Source organism: Pseudomonas koreensis, from assembly GCF_024169245.1.
Lineage (GTDB): Bacteria > Pseudomonadota > Gammaproteobacteria > Pseudomonadales > Pseudomonadaceae > Aquipseudomonas > Aquipseudomonas koreensis_F.
In genome coordinates this window covers 4,630,146-4,646,652 of record NZ_JALJWP010000001.1, presented here as the reverse complement: position 1 = coordinate 4,646,652, position 16,507 = coordinate 4,630,146, and the positions used below count along the sequence as shown (strand labels likewise).

Genomic DNA, 16,507 nt, shown 5'->3' with positions numbered 1-16,507 from the left:
ATATTATTCGTCACATCAGTCGGTGGCTGGCATGGATCCACTTAGGTGATCTTCGATTGATGAAATCCTAATAAAATCTGGCATTGATTTATTTTCTTATTCGATCAGTCTGCGATGATTCATAAGTGGGAAATATCTCTGATATAATTCTTCTTAATGGTGGGGATGAATCGTATTATTACATCCTGAAATTTGCATGCGTTTCGCAAATGTTCGTGCATCAATTTTAATTCATACTGAGCCATCAATGGTATGTCAGTTTTAATTGGCGTCGGTACGCGCTGATCGCATAGCAGCCATAGGCACACAATGTAGTCTTTACCATGGATGTCCGCAATATTGGATTTTATGTACTCTAGGTATTCTAGTTTTCGTGTGCTAACAGACAAACTTGTGTGGCGCCTGATTTCGTCGAGAAAAATTTGGTCATTAATGAATGCATGGCAGTAGAATTGAGCTTGTGAGAACAAATAGTTTGTTGATGAGGAGTTTTTGTATGGTTTGCAATGAATGATTCTCATCTTATTATCGTCCGTGAGATCTAAAATGTCACAAAATTCTTTGTCTTTGCGACCGGATCCGATCTGAAGCTTCGCTTGGTCAAACAAAACGCACGAAGGGCGGATCTCACATATTTTTTTATTAAAAATGCTCTCTCTGTTTTGCATTTTTATATCGTCACTGATATCGATATGTCTATATATCTCTTCGCAGGCCTCTTCGTGCAGTGTGGCTTTAGTGAAGTTTGTGATCTCGGTGTAAAAGTCGTTGTCTACTTCCAACCATCTCCCGTCGCTTAATACAAAGTATTTATCTCCCAAAGCTTGTTCAAAAGATATGCAGTTGTAAATCGGCCATTTCTTGTAGCCTAGCACTTGGTTTTCTTCATGGGAATACGCATAAATATGTTTTGATTTCAATGATGTGGATGTTATTTTTTCAGCCTTCATGTGGTCGAATAGTTGGCAGATGTCTAGGTATGCATAAGTCCTATCGCCGGACCGTTTGTTATTTGAATATGAGAATCCGTAATCCGGATCAATTAGTACTTCGGGAATCCCTAGACTAATACTGCTTGTGTTTTTTGATCGAAGGTGAGTGAGCAGGTGCTCATCTAGTGTTGTGCTTTCTGACTCCGTTGCTTCGTCAAAATGCTTGTAGTTTGGGAAAAGCTTGGTGTAATCCTTGCTTGCATAGGCAACTAAAAAATCTTCGCAATAGCCAATCAATAGCTGCCAATTCAGCTTATCTTGTCCAATGATTTTTATTGTTAAGTTATTGCGACCTTGTAGAGTTATATTTCTGTGGTCTTTCATGTGAGCCGATATATACCTAAGGTCCTCCGCTTCGCTAAGGCCGAAAGCGAAAGAGTCAATCGGCTTGTTTACTTGTCTGTCGATGTGTGTAGGGGTAATTGCGTGGCTCTCGCTTTTTGTCTGACGTATTTCTTCGTTGCCGCACATGTTCATAGCTGTTTTTATTCCAAAATCCGGCTCGAAAGCACTTCGATCTAGATAGCTTGCGGCACTGCGGCCAAAGGTCGCAGCAAACACCCTTTCGTTGACGGTTAAAAATAAAATTCCATTTGGGTTTTTGGTTTTCGAGCTGAAGAGAGGTGCTGCTACCGATGGAAGTTTTTCATTGATGAAGTTCAACCAGGGCGGATTTGATTTTGCGCTCGTTGTCTCAAAATAAATGAAGTGACAATCTGTTTCATTGACCGAAAACATGAATTCTCGCGCAGATGAGTTTTTTAAAACATCTTTTTTTTTGTCGAGTATAGAGTCGACTTTTCTTTCTTCTCTTGAGAGAAAAAATGATATTTGGGCGATTTCAACTCCTTGGTCGGCCATGGTTATCCCCTGATTAGACGCGGATTATTCAATAGCTAAGCAGCATTAGTGGTTATGTCAATAAACAACCCTTAGCGTTTTGGGTAGGCAGGAAATTTTCCGGGTGATCGGACTGACTCCTAACCCCAAGGTACGTTTCTGGCGGGCACCAATAGCTGGAAATGACCGAAATCAGGAGGGACGTCACCAATGACTATCGTACGATGGCGACCAGATTTGCTAAATCTGTTGTTTTAAATCAATGGTTAGGAGGAAGGGTGCATATTTTAAGCGCGTGACTAGAGCACGTATTTCGCTAAGGTTCGAGACGGATGACGTTTCGTTAAACATCCTTGTTTAGAAAGACATCTCCGGTCACGCTCCCAGGGTACATGTCCTTGCGCCTTTGCCTACAGCTAAGCCAGAATCCGCCGGCTTGTGGGCTTTGTACCTGGTCTATATCGTCTATGGGTCGCTGGCAATCCAGCGACCGGGTTTAGCGACCCGACCAGGTATAAGTTCAACGACGCTCCAGTTGTCGCAGATGTTTGCGATGACGCTATGGTGGCTGTGCGTGGGAGACCTTCGGGTCTGCCGGGTCTTATACCTCTCGGTTCGCTAACCCGCGCACAGCTGCCACCCTTACTTGTTTAGCGACAGGTTTTGGTGGTTCCACCAGGTATAAAATGGAGCTTCACCATGATCAAACCAACACCCAACCCGCCCGAAACCGATCCCACATCTCCCTACGAATCCCTCGATTCCAACAAACTCCACGAAGCCGCTGACCGCGCGCTCGATCATTACCTGTCGCCCAACAATCTCCTGCCTCCGCCGCGTAAGGCGCGTGGGATGTATGCGGTGACGGCGGATACCAAGAATGAAGAATTGCTGGCTGATGCGAGTGAAACCCTTGCTTCGGCGAAGACGATTGCTCAGGACATTTCCAGTCTGTTGTCGGCGCCGCAACGGCGGGCGTTGTTGGGGGTCGCTCAACTGATCATGCTGGGGGAGCTGGCGGTGAATCGGGTGATGGATAATCTCGAAATGCCGGGCTAATGCGGGTCACGACATCCGAACGGTTTGCGGGGGGAGAGCCCCTTGGCAATTTTGCGGGGACTGATTATTTTGCTCGGAAATAAATCAGTTCCCTTGATCGCGTTTTTTCATCTGCAATAAGCGGTCGTTCTCGGCTTCGATCCGTCCAAAATAACTATTGATTCGAGGCTCTAAATCAGCACTAGTATTCAGCCCTAAGCTGAACCGGTGGGGCTGCGCTTGCCCACTATGTTGGGGGAGCCAGCAGCCCGTTTCGAGTGGGTTAGACTCATTTAGCGTGCTGGCGGCAAGGATTTCTAAATAAATGGAATTGGCCGAACGGCGTAAGATCTCCGCCCCCTTTAACGATCTACTTCGCAAACTCCTCCTTCTCCTTCTAGCCGTTACGCTTGGTCGCTGAATCAAGTCTACTTACCTGCCCCGCAGAACGACTCCCTCATCACTCGTCCCTCTACGAATTAAGTGATCGGGTGATCTCGAAGCATCTGCACCAAGCTAAAGGCGATGACTGGGGATCACTTATTTCTTTACCAATATTCATGCTGCGGATATGTTGCTGGCAAAAGGATATTAAGTATTCGACTTCCAAGGAAAGGCGCTCAAGAGTGATTACTCGACCGGCTCACCCGCCTGCATTCCTTTCCCTGATCCTTGTCAGCTTAGCAAGCTAAGCTCAGCAATCTTTATATCCGATGAGTTGTCCCCGCTTAGGTCATATTTCGGCCGCTTTTCACTGGGTTTCTCCCAAGCGGTGGACACGATCGAAGCCGTCGATTTGTAAATTCAGATAGCAGGGTTCCTTATGAGTGCAGTGATCGGCCAGAAGCTACAGAGCAGTCGCAAAGAGCTTCTGGATATCGGGCTTCGCAACAACATGCTCAATTTCCGCAAGACCGCCAAGACCCTTATGGTGGTCGACGAGCGGTCCGAAGAGGTTTTCAAGATCCTTTATCGCCAGGACAAAGCCATGACTTTTGCGCCGATGGCTCGCAAAGCGCTGGCGGAGTTGGTGAAGACCTCCAAGTCGGTCGAGGAGGGGGAGGATGCTAGCGATAGCCCCGGCGATGAAGAGTTGTTGTATGAGCTCGATAGCCTGGACTGGGATACCGCTGCTGGCGACGCAGGCGAGATTGAAACTGGCAAGCCTCGACGTCACCTCGATACGCGCTTGCAGACCACCATCGAAGATGATCGGCTTTTCCTCCAGTTACTGAAAATCCATACCGAGGCCAAAGGCTTTATCGAAGAGCAGGGCGTCAATACGCTGTTCCTGTCCCTTGGTTTCCTGCATTGGTACGAGGCTGACAGCTCTGAGAACCTGCGGAAGGCGCCTCTGATCTTGCTACCCGTCAGCCTCGAACGCAGTGGGGCCAAAGATGCGTTCAAACTGAGGTACTCCGGTGACGAGCTGATGCCGAACTTATCTCTGGTCGCCAAGCTCAAGACCGACTTTGGGCTAGATCTGAGTTCTTGTGCGGTCGACGAGGAAACCTTCGATACGGACGACGAAAGTCTGGAACGTTTTTTTAGCGATGTTGCTGCTGTAGTCAGTAAACAATCGCGATGGAAGGTTGCCAGCAACGAGATTGCACTGGGCTTTTTCTCGTTCGGCAAGTTCCTGATGTTCAAAGATCTCGATCCGAAAAGCTGGCCAGAAGACAAACAACCCGATGCCAACCCGGTAATGAAGCGCTTGCTGGGCGCGGGATTCGGCGATCTGCGCGCGGCCTATCCCGAGGACTTGAATATCGACTCGGTGATCAGTCCGGGTGAAGTCCGTTTCGTGAAGGACGCCGATAGCAGCCAGACCGAAGCGATCCTGGAAGTACGCGAAGGCTCCAACCTAGTGATCCAGGGGCCACCCGGTACCGGCAAGTCCCAGACAATTACCAACATCATCGCCGAGCTGATTGGTCAGAAGAAAAAGGTACTGTTCGTGGCCGAGAAGATGGCGGCCTTGGAGGTGGTGAAGCGCCGCCTGGATGAGAGCCATCTCGGCGACGCGGTACTTGAGCTGCATTCCCACAAATCCACCAAACAGTCTGTACTCAAGGAGTTGGGGCGAACCCTTAGCCAAGGGCGGCCAATGACCAAAGGCGTAGAAGGAGATCTCGCAAGTCTGAAAGAGCTGCAGGATTCCCTTAATAAATATTGCGAAGCCGTCAGCGCTTCGGCCGGGGCGAGTGGCTTGCCCTTTCTCGATGCGCTTGGTCGTTACCTAAAGTTGAAGCGAGTTTATCCGGGGCTTCCTTTGATCCCGTTTGGGCCAATGTCCGGCTGGACCTTCATCCAACAGCGAAAGCTGCGAGAGTTGGTCGAAGAACTAGTGCTACATCTCAACGTAATGGGGCGACCGGATCGCAGCCCGTTCTGGGGCAGCCAGCGGACTTTTTTCTCTCCGATCGAACAAAGCAATGCCAATGATGCTTTGCAGTTGGCGATCTCTCACCTCCATGCCTTGCAATCCGCGACTAGCGCGCTGTCCGAGCGATTGATGCTAACCGAGCCGGCTACTTTGGCAGACGTTGATGTTATCTGCCGAGCCGCGCGCCGGGCGGCGGAAGCTCCGCGACTTGAGGGCATCAAAATTTCCACGGGGGAGTGGCAGTCGCGTCGCGATTCCATTCATGAATTGCTCGAGTCGGGCGAGAAGATGTCTGCCTGTCGCGATCAGTTCGACAAACAGTTGATCGATGCGGCTTGGGAACAAGATCTTCTGGAGGTCCGCCAGAGCCTGCAAGCTTACGGTGAGAAATGGTGGAGAGTTTTTTCGGGGCGCTTCCGAGCGTCGCGTACCCGATTACAGGGACTTGTCCGCGAGGTATTGCCGAAAAGCAACGCAGGCATGCTGGAGCTGGTTGATGCGGTCTTGACCTATCAACAAAACAAGAAGATTTACGACCAGCACGAAGGCTTGGGTGGTGCGCTTTTTGGCGCCCAGTGGCAACGCCAGAAGACCGATTGGCTTGTGCTTGAGCGCTTAAGTGCTTGGGTGATTCAGCTGCATGACGACTTGGGGCAGGGACAGATTCCTCAGGGCATCATTGCCTTCTTGGCCGGTCACGCCGATGCCACGGGATTGGGCGATGCAGTAGCTGATGTAGAGCAGCATGTCAGCGGGCTGGACAAAGCGATTCGTGATTCGCTGGAAGTTACTGGCCTGCAGGAGGAGAACGCTAAAGCTGATGTGAGAAAACTCTCTCTGGCTACACTGGAGGCGCGTCTGCAGGAATGGCAGAGCAACCTCACCGCGCTCTATCAAATGTCGCGATTCAACGTGCTCGCGGGCCAGATGCTCACTGCCAATCTGGGCGAGCTGCTTAGCATCGCCATCAAGAGCGACCAGCACGAAAACCTCACCGCTATTCTGGATCTCTCTTGGTACGCAGGCCTGGTCCAATCGGTTTACGCCCATAATCCGGCGCTCCAGCAGTTCGACAGAATCAAGCACGAGCACCAGATCGCGCGTTTCAAGTCGCTTGATCTTGCCTCCCTCAATCACGCTCAGACCTCCCTCGCTAAGCAGGCGTGGGAGGAAATGCCCAATATCAACCAGCCCGGCGAGATGGCTGTGCTGCGAGGAGAGCTTAACAAGAAGCGCCGCCATATGCCCATTCGGCAGATGATCGAGAAAGCGGGGCGAGCGATCCAGCAAATTAAACCGGTGTTCATGATGAGCCCCATGTCGATCGCCAACTTCCTCCCACCGGGCAAAGTCGAGTTCGACGTGGTGGTATTCGACGAAGCCTCCCAAGTGAAAGCAGTCGACGCATTTGGTGCAATCATGCGCGGCAAGCAAGTCGTGGTTGTGGGGGACACCCGCCAGATGCCACCTACCGACTTCTTCAGTCGAGAGGTCGAGATGGAAGACGAGGAGGGCGCCACTGCCGACGTTGAAAGTATCCTGAGCATGTTCAAGGCCGCCGGTAGCCAGGAGCGCTATTTACGCTGGCACTATAGGAGCCGACACGAGTCGTTGATCGCGGTCTCTAATGTCGAGTTTTACGACAGCAAATTGGTGGTTTTCCCATCGGCGGGACAACATCCTGACGCAACGGGCATCAGCTTTGACTACCTGCCCGATGCAATCTATGACCGGGGTCGTACCCGCACGAACAAGGGGGAAGCCAAGGCTGTCGCGAACGCGGTTATGGAACACGCGATTCGCACGCCCGATTTATCGCTGGGAGTAGCTGCCTTCAGCGTTGCGCAGCGTGATCTGATTCAGGTGGAAATCGAATTATTGCGTCGTCAAACCCCGGAAGCGGAAGCGTTCTTTACCGCCCAAGGAAGTGAGCCATTTTTCGTCAAAAACCTCGAGAACATACAGGGCGATGAGCGTGACAAGATATTTATCAGCATCGGCTACGGGCGTAACGAGTCCGGCCGCATTGCTAAGGAATTTGGTCCGGTAAACCGCGAAGGCGGCCATCGCCGTCTCAACGTTCTGATCACCCGGGCCAAATTGGCTATGCGCGTATTCAGCAACTTCAAGGCCGAAGAGCTTGAACTCGACTCCAACGCGCCGCAAGGCGTCAGGGCGCTGAAGAATTTCCTGAAATATGCTGAGACGGGCGAACTCGAAGTCGCATGCGAGACCGGTAAAGCAGCGGACTCACCATTCGAGCTGGAAGTGATCGAGGCGCTGCGAGACCGAGACTATGTGGTGGAGCCTCAAGTAGGAACCGCAGGTTACTTCATCGATATTGCCGTTAAGGATCCCGAGTATCCGGGGCGGTATGTCCTGGCGATCGAATGTGATGGAGCCGCTTATCACAGCTCACGATCAGCGCGTGATCGTGATCGCCTGCGCCAAGGTGTGCTGGAGGGGCTGGGCTGGAATTTTCACAGGATTTGGAGCACGGATTGGTTTCGCAATCCTCAGCAGGAAATCATACGTGTCGTCGCAGCGATCGAAGCGGCTCGTGCCAAAATCGCTGAGGGGCGGCAAGCGCTTCCCCAAGTGGTGCCAGAACCGAAGCATGAGATCTTCCGGGACGTCCCGGCCGTTGAAACTATGCCAAGCGCAACTAGGCAATACGTGAAAGCTCGACTCGCACCCGTAGCCTCGTTGAATGAACTACATCAGGAAAAGCCAGAGCACTTGATGCAGATGATTTGTACTGTGGTCGAGGTCGAATCTCCGGTGCACACCACTGAAGTCACCCGCCGACTCATGGATGCATTCGGTGTGACAAGGGCAGGCTCGAGGATCACCAGCGCGGTCGAACAGGCTATTCGACTTGGCGTGCAGCACCGATTATTCCATGGGCGAGGCGGCTTCATATATTCAATTGAAAACACGTCTATTCCTATCCGTAGCCGGGCTCATTTTGAATCTTCGGAACGTAAGGTGGAGTGGGTCGCCCCGGAAGAACTTGATCAGGCACTAGTAGATACGGTCACCCTTGGATTCTCGATGAGTCGGGAAGAAGCAATTTCGGGAGCGCTGGCGCTTCTAGGCTTTGGACGGGCAACCACGAAGATAACTGGGATGATTGACCAAAGGATTATTTTTCTGGTCAGCACCGGGCGTTTGAAGTTGGTAGGTGGGATGGTGACTCTTGATTCGCCCTTGCTTTAGTAGTCGCCATTCAAGCTTCAAATGGACCATCCAGGCGAATCGAAGGCTCGCCGCTTTTAACCGAGAGCGGCCTTCGTCATCACGCATAAATGGCAGCTGAAGAGATCAGGGATGGAATGTCTTTATTCGGAAGACGTGGCGCAACGATGTCTAGATAAACCCGATGTTTAAAAAGACATCTCCAGTCACGCTCTCAGGCTACATATCCTTGCGCCTTTGCCTACAGCTACGCCAGAATCCGCCGGCTTGTGGGCTTTGTACCTGGTCTATATCGTCTATGGGCCGCTGGCAATCCAGCGACCGGGTTTAGCGACTCGACCAGGTATAAGTTCAACGACGCTCCAGTTTGTCGCGTTTGCGATGACGCTATGGTGGCTGTGCGTGGGAGACCTTCGGGTCTGCCGGGTCTTATACCTCTCGGTTCGCTAACCCGCGCACAGCTGCCACCCTTACTTGTTTAGCGACAGGTTTTGGTGGTTCCACCAGGTATAAAAATGGAGCTTCACCATGATCAAACCAACACCCAACCCACCCGAAACCGATCCCACGTCTCCCTACGAATCCCTCGATTCCAACAAGCTCCACGAAGCCGCTGACCGCGCGCTCGATCATTACCTATCACCAAACAATCTCCTGCCTCCGCCGCGCAAGGCGCGTGGGATGTATGCGGTGACGGCGGATACCAAGAATGAAGAACTGCTGGCTGATGCGAGTGAAACGCTGGCTTCGGCGAAGACGATTGCTCAGGACATTTCCAGTCTGTTGCCGGCGCCGCAGCGGCGGGCGTTGTTGGGGGTTGCTCAACTGATCATGTTGGGGGAGCTGGCGGTGAATCGGGTGATGGATAATTTGGAGGTGGCGGGGTGAGGTAAATGACCGGGGGCGCCAGATAGGTGATTTGTCGTCAGAGCTGGCGCCTTCGCGATCCTATCTCGTGGCCCCGTTACTCATCCCATCCGTGCTCTGCGTAGGACATCTGATCATGCTCCGGAAAGTCTGTCCGGTATTCACCCCACTCCATGAAGGAATAGTATTTGGTCATCGCCTCGAAGTAACTGTCAGCTTCGACTGTCCAGATCAGCTGGGAGTTTGGTGAAAGTAGACTGCGCGCGTCATCACCGTGAATTCCGGCCAGGCAGAAAGTCTGGCAACCATCAGGTTCCAACCAAAGTTCATGTTTCATACTCATAGCTCGTTTTCCCCTGCCTTTATGGCGCACGCGCGGGCACCGATCTCAAGGTCGATGCAGCCCTTTCGCATCCCGCCAGTACAAGGTTTGTTCGAATTGAAAGCTAATTAGAAAGAAGGCGGGACATGACTGCGATATTGATTCAGCGATTTTATCCAAATCCTCCATAGGCGAGTGTCCCTCAGCGTCAGCCCCTTTTATTCTGATGGTGCAACGCAAAGCGACAGGAAACTCGATACCCTTTTTATTCTCAGCGTAGATCGTAGAGTCATCTGTTACGTCGCCGCCGCTCACCCTAAGTCCCGAGGCAAATATGGCGAACAAGCCATCACCCGCTACATCTATTTCTAGAGCTCCTGCATTCTCAAGGGCGCTTTTCAGCGCTGAGATTGTGAGCGCGCTATCGGCTTCCAAGTGCAGATCAAGACTCATGAATCCCTTTTCTCCCTGAACAGTTGCATCAGACTTTGAGCAATTTTGCGAGTGTATATGGTCAATGGCTTGAAGGTCTGCTTATGGCTCAGTAACTGTCGGGGAGAAGGGGAGCTGCTATCAGGCAGGGTTGCAGACTTTGGTAGTCGACTGACCTACGCCAGTGCAGCTTCGTCGATCGCAGCCATCGATTCCCTGCGCTTCGCATGATTTTGAAGCCGGATTGGAGACCGTCATGGTCGCTGAGATTTGTAGAACCTGGCTGGTAAGGCTGGCGGAGGCACATGTGACCATTTCGGTGCCTGATACTGCGCCTTCGCGAGCAGGCTCGCTCCCACAGGGGATTTTTGTTGGTTGCGGGAGGGAAGATCAAAAGATCGCAGCCTTCGGCAGCTCCTACTGGGGGTGGGTTAGCAGGGTTTCTAGTTTTGCGAGTGGCGGCGCATCCTGGTTGCGATCAAATACTTGGATTCCAATCCTGAGCAGCCGTCCATTTTCTGCGGTAGCGATCACCTGTTCACAGCGCAACAACAATCTTCCTTGATCACATTCAACAGCCTTCATCCCATTCGGCAACCGGCCTTCCAGGCGTAGTTCAGCCATCCGGCTCTGCGCGGCAATCAGCGCGATCGATCTATCCCGCAACACCCCATTACTCTGCGTCATCAACCCCGCGACGCGCACGGCGGCGGACATGGCGACGGCGATGATCGCCAGTGCCACCAGCACTTCAATCAGGGTGAATCCTTTCTCTCGCGTTCGCGCGCGCATACATGGCCCAAAAACCAAAACCCAGCCCTCGACGCTAACCCCCGTCCTTGACGGCTTGACGACTAAAACACCCGAGGATTTTCAACATCCCTGACATATCTTCTTGCAACACTGCGCGTCGAAATCAGGTCAAGCCAGGGAATGTCGAGATGGATATCGCACCTTTGAAAACGCTCAGTCAGTCGCCGCGCATGCCGCGTGGGCAGCAGGGTTTTACCTTGATCGAGATCATGGTGGTGGTGGTGATTCTGGGGATTCTGGCGGCGATGGTGGTGCCCAAGGTGCTCGACCGGCCGGATCAGGCGCGGGCGACGGCGGCGAAGCAGGATATCGGTGGGTTGATGCAGGCGTTGAAGTTGTATCGACTCGATCACGGCACGTATCCGAGCATGAATCAGGGGCTGAAGGTGCTGGTCGAGCGGCCGGCGGATGCGAAGAACAGCAACTGGCGTTCGTATCTGGAGCGTTTGCCGAATGACCCGTGGGGCCGGCCTTATCAGTACCTCAACCCGGGCGCGAATGGTGAGGTCGATATCTTTTCCCTCGGCGCCGATGGCCAGCCTGACGGCGATGGCGTGAATGCCGATATCGGTTCTTGGCAGTTGTAAGGCCGGCCGTGAACACAGGTTCGCTCAACGGGGCGAAGCAACGGGGCATGGCGATTATCAGCGCGTTGTTGATTGCGGCGGTGGTGGCGGTGATTGCGGCGGGGATGTTGACGCGCCAGAGCGTGGCGACCCGTGCACTGGAGGCCGATCAGCAGCGGGTGCAGGGGCGTTGGGTGACGCAGGGTGGTCTGGAGATCAGCCGGCAGTTGCTCTGGGATGCGCGGCTGCGTGATCCGTTGACCCGGCGTGACCAGCCTTGGGCGCAGCCGTTGCTGGCTGCGGGTTTTGCCGGGCGGCTGGAGGACGAGCAGGGCAAGTTCAACCTGCGCAATCTGGTCGCCAATGAGCGCATCGATGAGGCGCAGGTGCAGGCGTTTGAGCGTTTGTGCGAGCTGATTGGTGTGAGCGCCGTTGTCGGGCAGCGCATTCGTCAGCGGGTGATTGCCGGGTATCCGCATCTGCTGAATGCGCAGATTGGCGCGACGGGCAAAGCCGGTTTCGACAGTGGCCGCGCGACTTCGCCCGATGCCGATCACAAACCGCCACAGCCGAAGGTGCCGATGCTGCGCACGCTGGATGATTTGCGCAGCGTCGAAGGCGTGACGGATGCGCTGATCGGCCAACTGGCGCCGTACGTGACGGTGATTCCGGCGACGACGTGGATCAACGGCAACACCGCCACGGCGCAGGTGCTGGCGGCGTATGTGCCGGGGCTTTCGCTGGAGCGGGCGACGGCGTTGATTGCCGAGCGTGACGCCGGGCGCTGGTTTATCAATCGCGGCGATTTTGTGAACCGCTTGCGCATGCCGCAGTTGGAAGTGAGCAGCGTCAAGGTCGGCATCACCAGTGACTGGTTTCGTTTGCGCGGTGAAGCGCGGCGTGATCAGCGCCGGGTCAGCCTCGACGCGTTGCTGCATCGCAGTGAGGATCGGCTGCCGCAGGTGATCTGGTCGCGGGTGGGCGCATGAGCCAGTTGCGCGTCGCGTTGCCGCCATTGGCGGAGCTGGAGTTGCACAGCGAATTGAGCTGCGCCTGGCTGGATCGTCAGGGGCAGGTCATCCGTGAGGAGCGGCTCACTTTGAGTCAGTTGGGGCAACGGCCGAAACAGCCGCCATTGCTGTGTTTTCTGCATCCGGCCGACAGCCTGCTCGCCAGCATTGATCTGCCGCCGCTGCCCGCGAACAAAACGGCAGCCGCTGTGCAGTGCGCGGCGCAGGCGTTGATGCTCGGCGACAGCAGCCAGATGCATATCGCTCACAGCCCTCGCGATGCGAGCGGGCAGGTGCAGATTGCCTGGGTTTCGCGGCAGCATTTGCAGGGTCTGGTGGCGGTGCTCAAGCAGGCGGGGTTGAGCCTGCGCGGTTTGTATCCGGCGCCGTACAGCTTGCCGGTGCTGCCGGGGGTTGTCGCTTGTGTGGCGGACGGTCATCTGCTCCGGCGCGAGAGTTTGAACAGTGCGCAGGTCGAGCCGTTGCTCGGTGACGAAGTTGACGAGGCGTCGTTCGAAGCCGGATCAGCACAGCGCTGGATCGGTCCCTTGCCCGGTTGGGGTTTGCACGGCGGTCTGCAGCAAAGCGGCGGCGAGCAACGTGGCTGGGGTCGTGCGGTCGGCTGTGTGGCTTTGGCGGTGGCAGTCTGGGTGGTCGGGCTGAATCTGTACGCCGCCCGCGAAGCGCGGCAGGGGCAGCAGTTGAAGGCGCAGATGAGTCAGCGGGTGAAGCAGGCGTTTCCCGAATTACCGGTGATTCTCAACCCGCTGCAACAGGCGCGTCAGCAGCTGGAGCAGCGGCAAAAAGGCGTGGTCGATGATCCGGCGCAGAACTTCAATCGGCTGGTGTTGCAGGCCGGTACAGGCATGCCGTTTATGGCCGGCAGTGTCGAGCGCCTGACCTATCGCGACGGCGTCTTGCAACTGGCGCTGCTCAGCGACGCAAACCGTGGCGGCAACGACAAGGACTGGCAAAGCACGTTGGCCCAGGCCGGCATCAGCGTCACTGCCGATGACCAAGGCTGGACGCTGCGGCCGAGCGATGAATCCAGCGCCAACACCAACGAAGACGATGACAGCGGAGCAGACGATGAGTAGGGCGACGCTGGCGATTTACCGTGCGCGCTGGCAGCGCTTCAGCAGCCAGTTGCAGGCGCGTTGGCAGCCATTGGCGCTGCGCGAAAAACGCATGGTCGGCGGCATGGCGCTGGTGCTTGTCGGTCTGTTGATCTGGCTGACGCTGGTCCAGCCGCCATTGGCCAGGATCACTTTTTGGCAGAGCGAAACGCCCAAGTTGCGCGCACAAACCGAGGCGCTGGAAGTGCTGTTGCGCAGCGTCAACGTGCGGCCGCAGGGGCAAAGCGTTGGCCAGTCGCTGGAGCAAAGTCTGCAAGCGGCGGGGCTGGCCGGGCATTACCAATTACAAGCAGCAGACGGCGGGGCGTGGCAGTTGAATGTCGACGCCGCGCCGGCCGATGCGCTGCTCGACTGGCTGCTCAGCCAGCCGTCACAACTTTCTCTGCAGGTGGTCGAGGCGCAGTTGCAACGCGCAAACGAAACCTCGACCGATGTCACCGCCGGCACATTGTCAGGCACCGTTCGCATGGATCAGGCGCAGGGCGCTAAGGAAGCTTCATGAAGGAGTCACGCTGCAAACCGGCACGTCTGGCGCTGCCGTTGTTGCTGATGGCATTGAGCGCGTGCAACAGCACCACGGCGCCGCAGAATCAGCCGCCGCTGTTGGTCGACAGTGAACTCGGCAGGCCGCTGGCCAACACCCAGCGCAGCGGCGATGCGGTGGCTGATCGCGAGCGCGCGCAGGCCCAGGCGCGGCCGGTGCCGAAGCAATTGCACAACATCAGTCAGCGCGGGCGCAGTAGCGGTGGCGCGCCGAGCAACGCGGTGGCGCGCAATCCGTTGGGCGAGCAACCGGTGACGCTGAATTTTGTCGAGGCGGATATTCAGGCGGTGGTACGGGCGCTGTCGCGTGCTACCGGGCAGCAGTTTCTCGTTGATCCTCGGGTCAAGGGCAATCTGACCCTGGTCTCGGAAGGTCAGGTGCCGGCGCGGCAGGCTTACGACATGCTGCTCGCGGCGTTGCGCATGCAAGGCTTCAGTGTGGTCGATGTCGGCGGCGTTGCGCAGGTGGTTCCCGAGGCCGACGCCAAACTGCTCGGCGGGCCGATCTACAGCGCCGACAAACCGGCCGGCAACGGCATGCTCACGCGCACGTTTCGCCTGCAATACGAAAACGCGGTAAACCTGATCCCGGTGCTGCGCCCGATCGTTTCGCCGAACAATCCGATCAATGCCTATCCGGGCAACAACACCGTGGTAATCACTGATTACGCCGAGAACCTAACCCGCGTTGCGCAGCTGATCGAGAGCATCGACACGCCGAGCGCGATCGACACCGATGTGGTGCAGATCCAGAACGGCATCGCCGCCGACATCGCACCGATGGTGGCCGACTTGCTCGACGCGCCGGGCAATGATCCGACGCAGAAAATCGCCGTGATCGGCGACCCGCGCTCGAACACCATCATCATCCGCGCCGGCAGCCCCGAGCGCACCGAGCTGGCGCGCAACCTGATCTACAAACTCGACAACGCGCAGAGCAATCCGAGCAATCTGCATGTGGTGTATCTGCGCAACGCCCAGGCAGCGAAACTGGCGCAGGCGTTGCGCGGTTTGCTCACCGGCGAGAGTGACAGCGGCAGCAGCGACGCGGCGCGTTCGGTGCTCAGCGCCATGGGCAGCAGCACTGGCGGCAATGCCGGGCAAAACGGCCAGAGCAGTACGCCGAGCACCGGCACTTCAACGACGACTGGCAGCGGCGGAACTGGCGGCAGCTATGCGCAGGGCAGTGGCGGCAGCAGCAGTAGTGGTGGTACGCAGAGCAGCGAACAGAACGTTGCCTTCAGCGCCGGCGGGGTGACGATTCAGGCGGATGCCACCACCAACACGCTACTGATTTCCGCGCCAGAGCCGCTATATCGCAACTTGCGTGAGGTTATCGATCTGCTCGACCAGCGCCGTGCGCAAGTGGTGATCGAAAGCCTGATCGTCGAGGTTGGCGAGGACGATGCCAGTGAATTCGGTGTGCAATGGCAGACCGGTAACCTCGGCGGCAAAGGCGTGATCGGTGGCGCCAATTTGGGAGGCGCGGGGCTCAACACCGGTGCCAAGAACAGCATCGACGTACTGCCGCAGGGTTTGAACCTCGGCTACGTCAACGGCACGGTCGACATCCCGGGCATCGGCAAGATTCTCGACCTGAAAGTGCTGGCGCGGGCGCTGAAGAGCAAGGGCGGTACCAACGTGCTGTCGACGCCGAACCTGCTGACCCTGGACAACGAAGCAGCGAGCATCTTTGTCGGCCAGACCATTCCGTTTGTCAGCGGCAGCTACGTCACTGGCGGCGGGGGCACCAGCAACAACCCGTTCCAGACCGTGACCCGCGAAGAGGTCGGCCTCAAGCTCAACGTGCGCCCGCAGATTTCCGAGGGCGGCACGGTCAAGCTGGATATCTATCAGGAAGTCAGCAGCATCGATGAGCGCGCGTCCAACAGCGTGACCTCGGCGGGCATCGTCACCAACAAACGGGCGATCGACACCAGCATTCTGCTCGACGACGGGCAGATCATGGTCCTCGGTGGTTTGCTCCAGGACGGTTACAGCCAGAGCAATGATGCGGTGCCGTGGCTGTCGACGATCCCGGGACTCGGCGCGCTGTTTCGCAACGAACGCCGGGCGATCACCAAGACCAACCTGATGGTGTTCCTGCGCCCGTACATCATCCGCGACAGCGAAGCGGGGCGCAGCATCACCCTCAACCGCTACGACTTCATGCGCCGCGCCCAGGGCGGCTTGCAACCGGAACGCAGCTGGGCGATGCCGGACATGCAGGCGCCGCAATTGCCAGCGGCGGCGCAAGGTGTGCCGGCGGTTTTACCCACGTCAGGCCCGCGCGCAACGATCAAAGCGGTGCCCATTCAATGACTCTGACGACACCTCTTGATTTGGAAAACGGACCTGTAGGAG

Annotated in this window: 12 protein-coding genes; 8 read left to right on the top strand and 4 right to left on the bottom strand. The window is 55.9% G+C overall.

What is annotated here, in order from left to right:
• Positions 1-119: 119 nt before the first annotated feature.
• Positions 120-1,853 carry a DUF6119 family protein gene (locus tag J2Y90_RS20430; RefSeq protein ID WP_253502412.1) on the bottom strand — a complete coding sequence of 578 codons (1,734 nt, stop codon included), beginning with the start codon at positions 1,851-1,853 and terminating at the stop codon, positions 120-122.
• 678 nt (positions 1,854-2,531) lie between these two features.
• Between J2Y90_RS20430 and J2Y90_RS20425 the strand changes: the two genes are divergently transcribed.
• The 3 genes from J2Y90_RS20425 to J2Y90_RS20415 all read left to right on the top strand — a co-directional run bounded on the left by J2Y90_RS20425 (position 2,532) and on the right by J2Y90_RS20415 (position 9,342).
• Positions 2,532-2,891, top strand: coding sequence for a DUF6124 family protein (locus J2Y90_RS20425; RefSeq protein WP_253502410.1), 360 nt, complete (start codon positions 2,532-2,534; stop codon positions 2,889-2,891).
• An 802-nt stretch (positions 2,892-3,693) separates the two neighbouring features.
• Positions 3,694-8,475: a DUF3320 domain-containing protein gene (locus J2Y90_RS20420; protein ID WP_253502408.1), complete on the top strand. Its 4,782-nt coding sequence runs from the start codon at positions 3,694-3,696 to the stop codon at positions 8,473-8,475.
• A 507-nt stretch (positions 8,476-8,982) separates the two neighbouring features.
• Positions 8,983-9,342, top strand: coding sequence for a DUF6124 family protein (locus J2Y90_RS20415; protein ID WP_016774969.1), 360 nt, complete (start codon positions 8,983-8,985; stop codon positions 9,340-9,342).
• A 76-nt stretch (positions 9,343-9,418) separates the two neighbouring features.
• On the opposite strand, the gene J2Y90_RS20410 is transcribed toward J2Y90_RS20415, so the two are convergent.
• The 3 genes from J2Y90_RS20410 to gspI form a co-directional block, all read right to left on the bottom strand.
• On the bottom strand, positions 9,419-9,658 hold the full coding sequence (locus J2Y90_RS20410; RefSeq protein WP_083352611.1) for a hypothetical protein: 240 nt from the start codon (positions 9,656-9,658) through the stop codon (positions 9,419-9,421).
• A gap of 51 nt (positions 9,659-9,709) precedes the next feature.
• On the bottom strand, positions 9,710-10,096 hold the full coding sequence (locus J2Y90_RS20405) for a hypothetical protein (RefSeq protein ID WP_253502405.1): 387 nt from the start codon (positions 10,094-10,096) through the stop codon (positions 9,710-9,712).
• Positions 10,097-10,492: 396 nt separating this feature from the next.
• On the bottom strand, positions 10,493-10,867 hold the full coding sequence (gene gspI / locus J2Y90_RS20400) for a type II secretion system minor pseudopilin GspI (RefSeq protein ID WP_253502402.1): 375 nt from the start codon (positions 10,865-10,867) through the stop codon (positions 10,493-10,495).
• 149 nt (positions 10,868-11,016) lie between these two features.
• On the opposite strand from gspI, the gene gspG reads away from it, so the two are divergent.
• Genes gspG through gspD form a run of 5 tightly spaced genes read left to right on the top strand, consistent with a single transcriptional unit; the run spans position 11,017 to position 16,465 of the window.
• Complete coding sequence (gene gspG / locus J2Y90_RS20395) at positions 11,017-11,475, top strand: type II secretion system major pseudopilin GspG (protein ID WP_056789534.1); 459 nt, start codon at positions 11,017-11,019, stop codon at positions 11,473-11,475.
• Positions 11,476-11,522: 47 nt separating this feature from the next.
• Positions 11,523-12,443, top strand: a complete 921-nt coding sequence (gene gspK, locus J2Y90_RS20390; protein ID WP_253502398.1) for a type II secretion system minor pseudopilin GspK — start codon at positions 11,523-11,525, stop codon at positions 12,441-12,443.
• Positions 12,440-13,561 carry a type II secretion system protein GspL gene (gspL, locus tag J2Y90_RS20385; protein WP_253502395.1) on the top strand — a complete coding sequence of 374 codons (1,122 nt, stop codon included), beginning with the start codon at positions 12,440-12,442 and terminating at the stop codon, positions 13,559-13,561. The genes gspK and gspL overlap by 4 nt, the downstream gene beginning before the upstream one ends.
• Complete coding sequence (gene gspM, locus J2Y90_RS20380) at positions 13,554-14,102, top strand: type II secretion system protein GspM (RefSeq protein WP_253502392.1); 549 nt, start codon at positions 13,554-13,556, stop codon at positions 14,100-14,102. Before gspL ends, gspM begins: the two co-directional genes overlap by 8 nt.
• Positions 14,099-16,465 carry a type II secretion system secretin GspD gene (gene gspD, locus J2Y90_RS20375; RefSeq protein ID WP_253502389.1) on the top strand — a complete coding sequence of 789 codons (2,367 nt, stop codon included), beginning with the start codon at positions 14,099-14,101 and terminating at the stop codon, positions 16,463-16,465. Before gspM ends, gspD begins: the two co-directional genes overlap by 4 nt.
• Positions 16,466-16,507: the final 42 nt, after the last annotated feature.

Bases quoted from the DNA above. Each gene is read 5' to 3' on its own strand.
- J2Y90_RS20430 (WP_253502412.1), bottom strand. From the start codon at position 1,853: ATGGCCGACCAAGGAGTTGAAATCGCCCAAATATCATTTTTTCTCTCA.
- J2Y90_RS20425 (WP_253502410.1), top strand. From the start codon at position 2,532: ATGATCAAACCAACACCCAACCCGCCCGAAACCGATCCCACATCTCCC.
- J2Y90_RS20420 (WP_253502408.1), top strand. From the start codon at position 3,694: ATGAGTGCAGTGATCGGCCAGAAGCTACAGAGCAGTCGCAAAGAGCTT.
- J2Y90_RS20415 (WP_016774969.1), top strand. From the start codon at position 8,983: ATGATCAAACCAACACCCAACCCACCCGAAACCGATCCCACGTCTCCC.
- J2Y90_RS20410 (WP_083352611.1), bottom strand. From the start codon at position 9,658: ATGAAACATGAACTTTGGTTGGAACCTGATGGTTGCCAGACTTTCTGC.
- J2Y90_RS20405 (WP_253502405.1), bottom strand. From the start codon at position 10,096: ATGAGTCTTGATCTGCACTTGGAAGCCGATAGCGCGCTCACAATCTCA.
- gspI (WP_253502402.1), bottom strand. From the start codon at position 10,867: ATGCGCGCGCGAACGCGAGAGAAAGGATTCACCCTGATTGAAGTGCTG.
- gspG (WP_056789534.1), top strand. From the start codon at position 11,017: ATGGATATCGCACCTTTGAAAACGCTCAGTCAGTCGCCGCGCATGCCG.
- gspK (WP_253502398.1), top strand. From the start codon at position 11,523: ATGGCGATTATCAGCGCGTTGTTGATTGCGGCGGTGGTGGCGGTGATT.
- gspL (WP_253502395.1), top strand. From the start codon at position 12,440: ATGAGCCAGTTGCGCGTCGCGTTGCCGCCATTGGCGGAGCTGGAGTTG.
- gspM (WP_253502392.1), top strand. From the start codon at position 13,554: ATGAGTAGGGCGACGCTGGCGATTTACCGTGCGCGCTGGCAGCGCTTC.
- gspD (WP_253502389.1), top strand. From the start codon at position 14,099: ATGAAGGAGTCACGCTGCAAACCGGCACGTCTGGCGCTGCCGTTGTTG.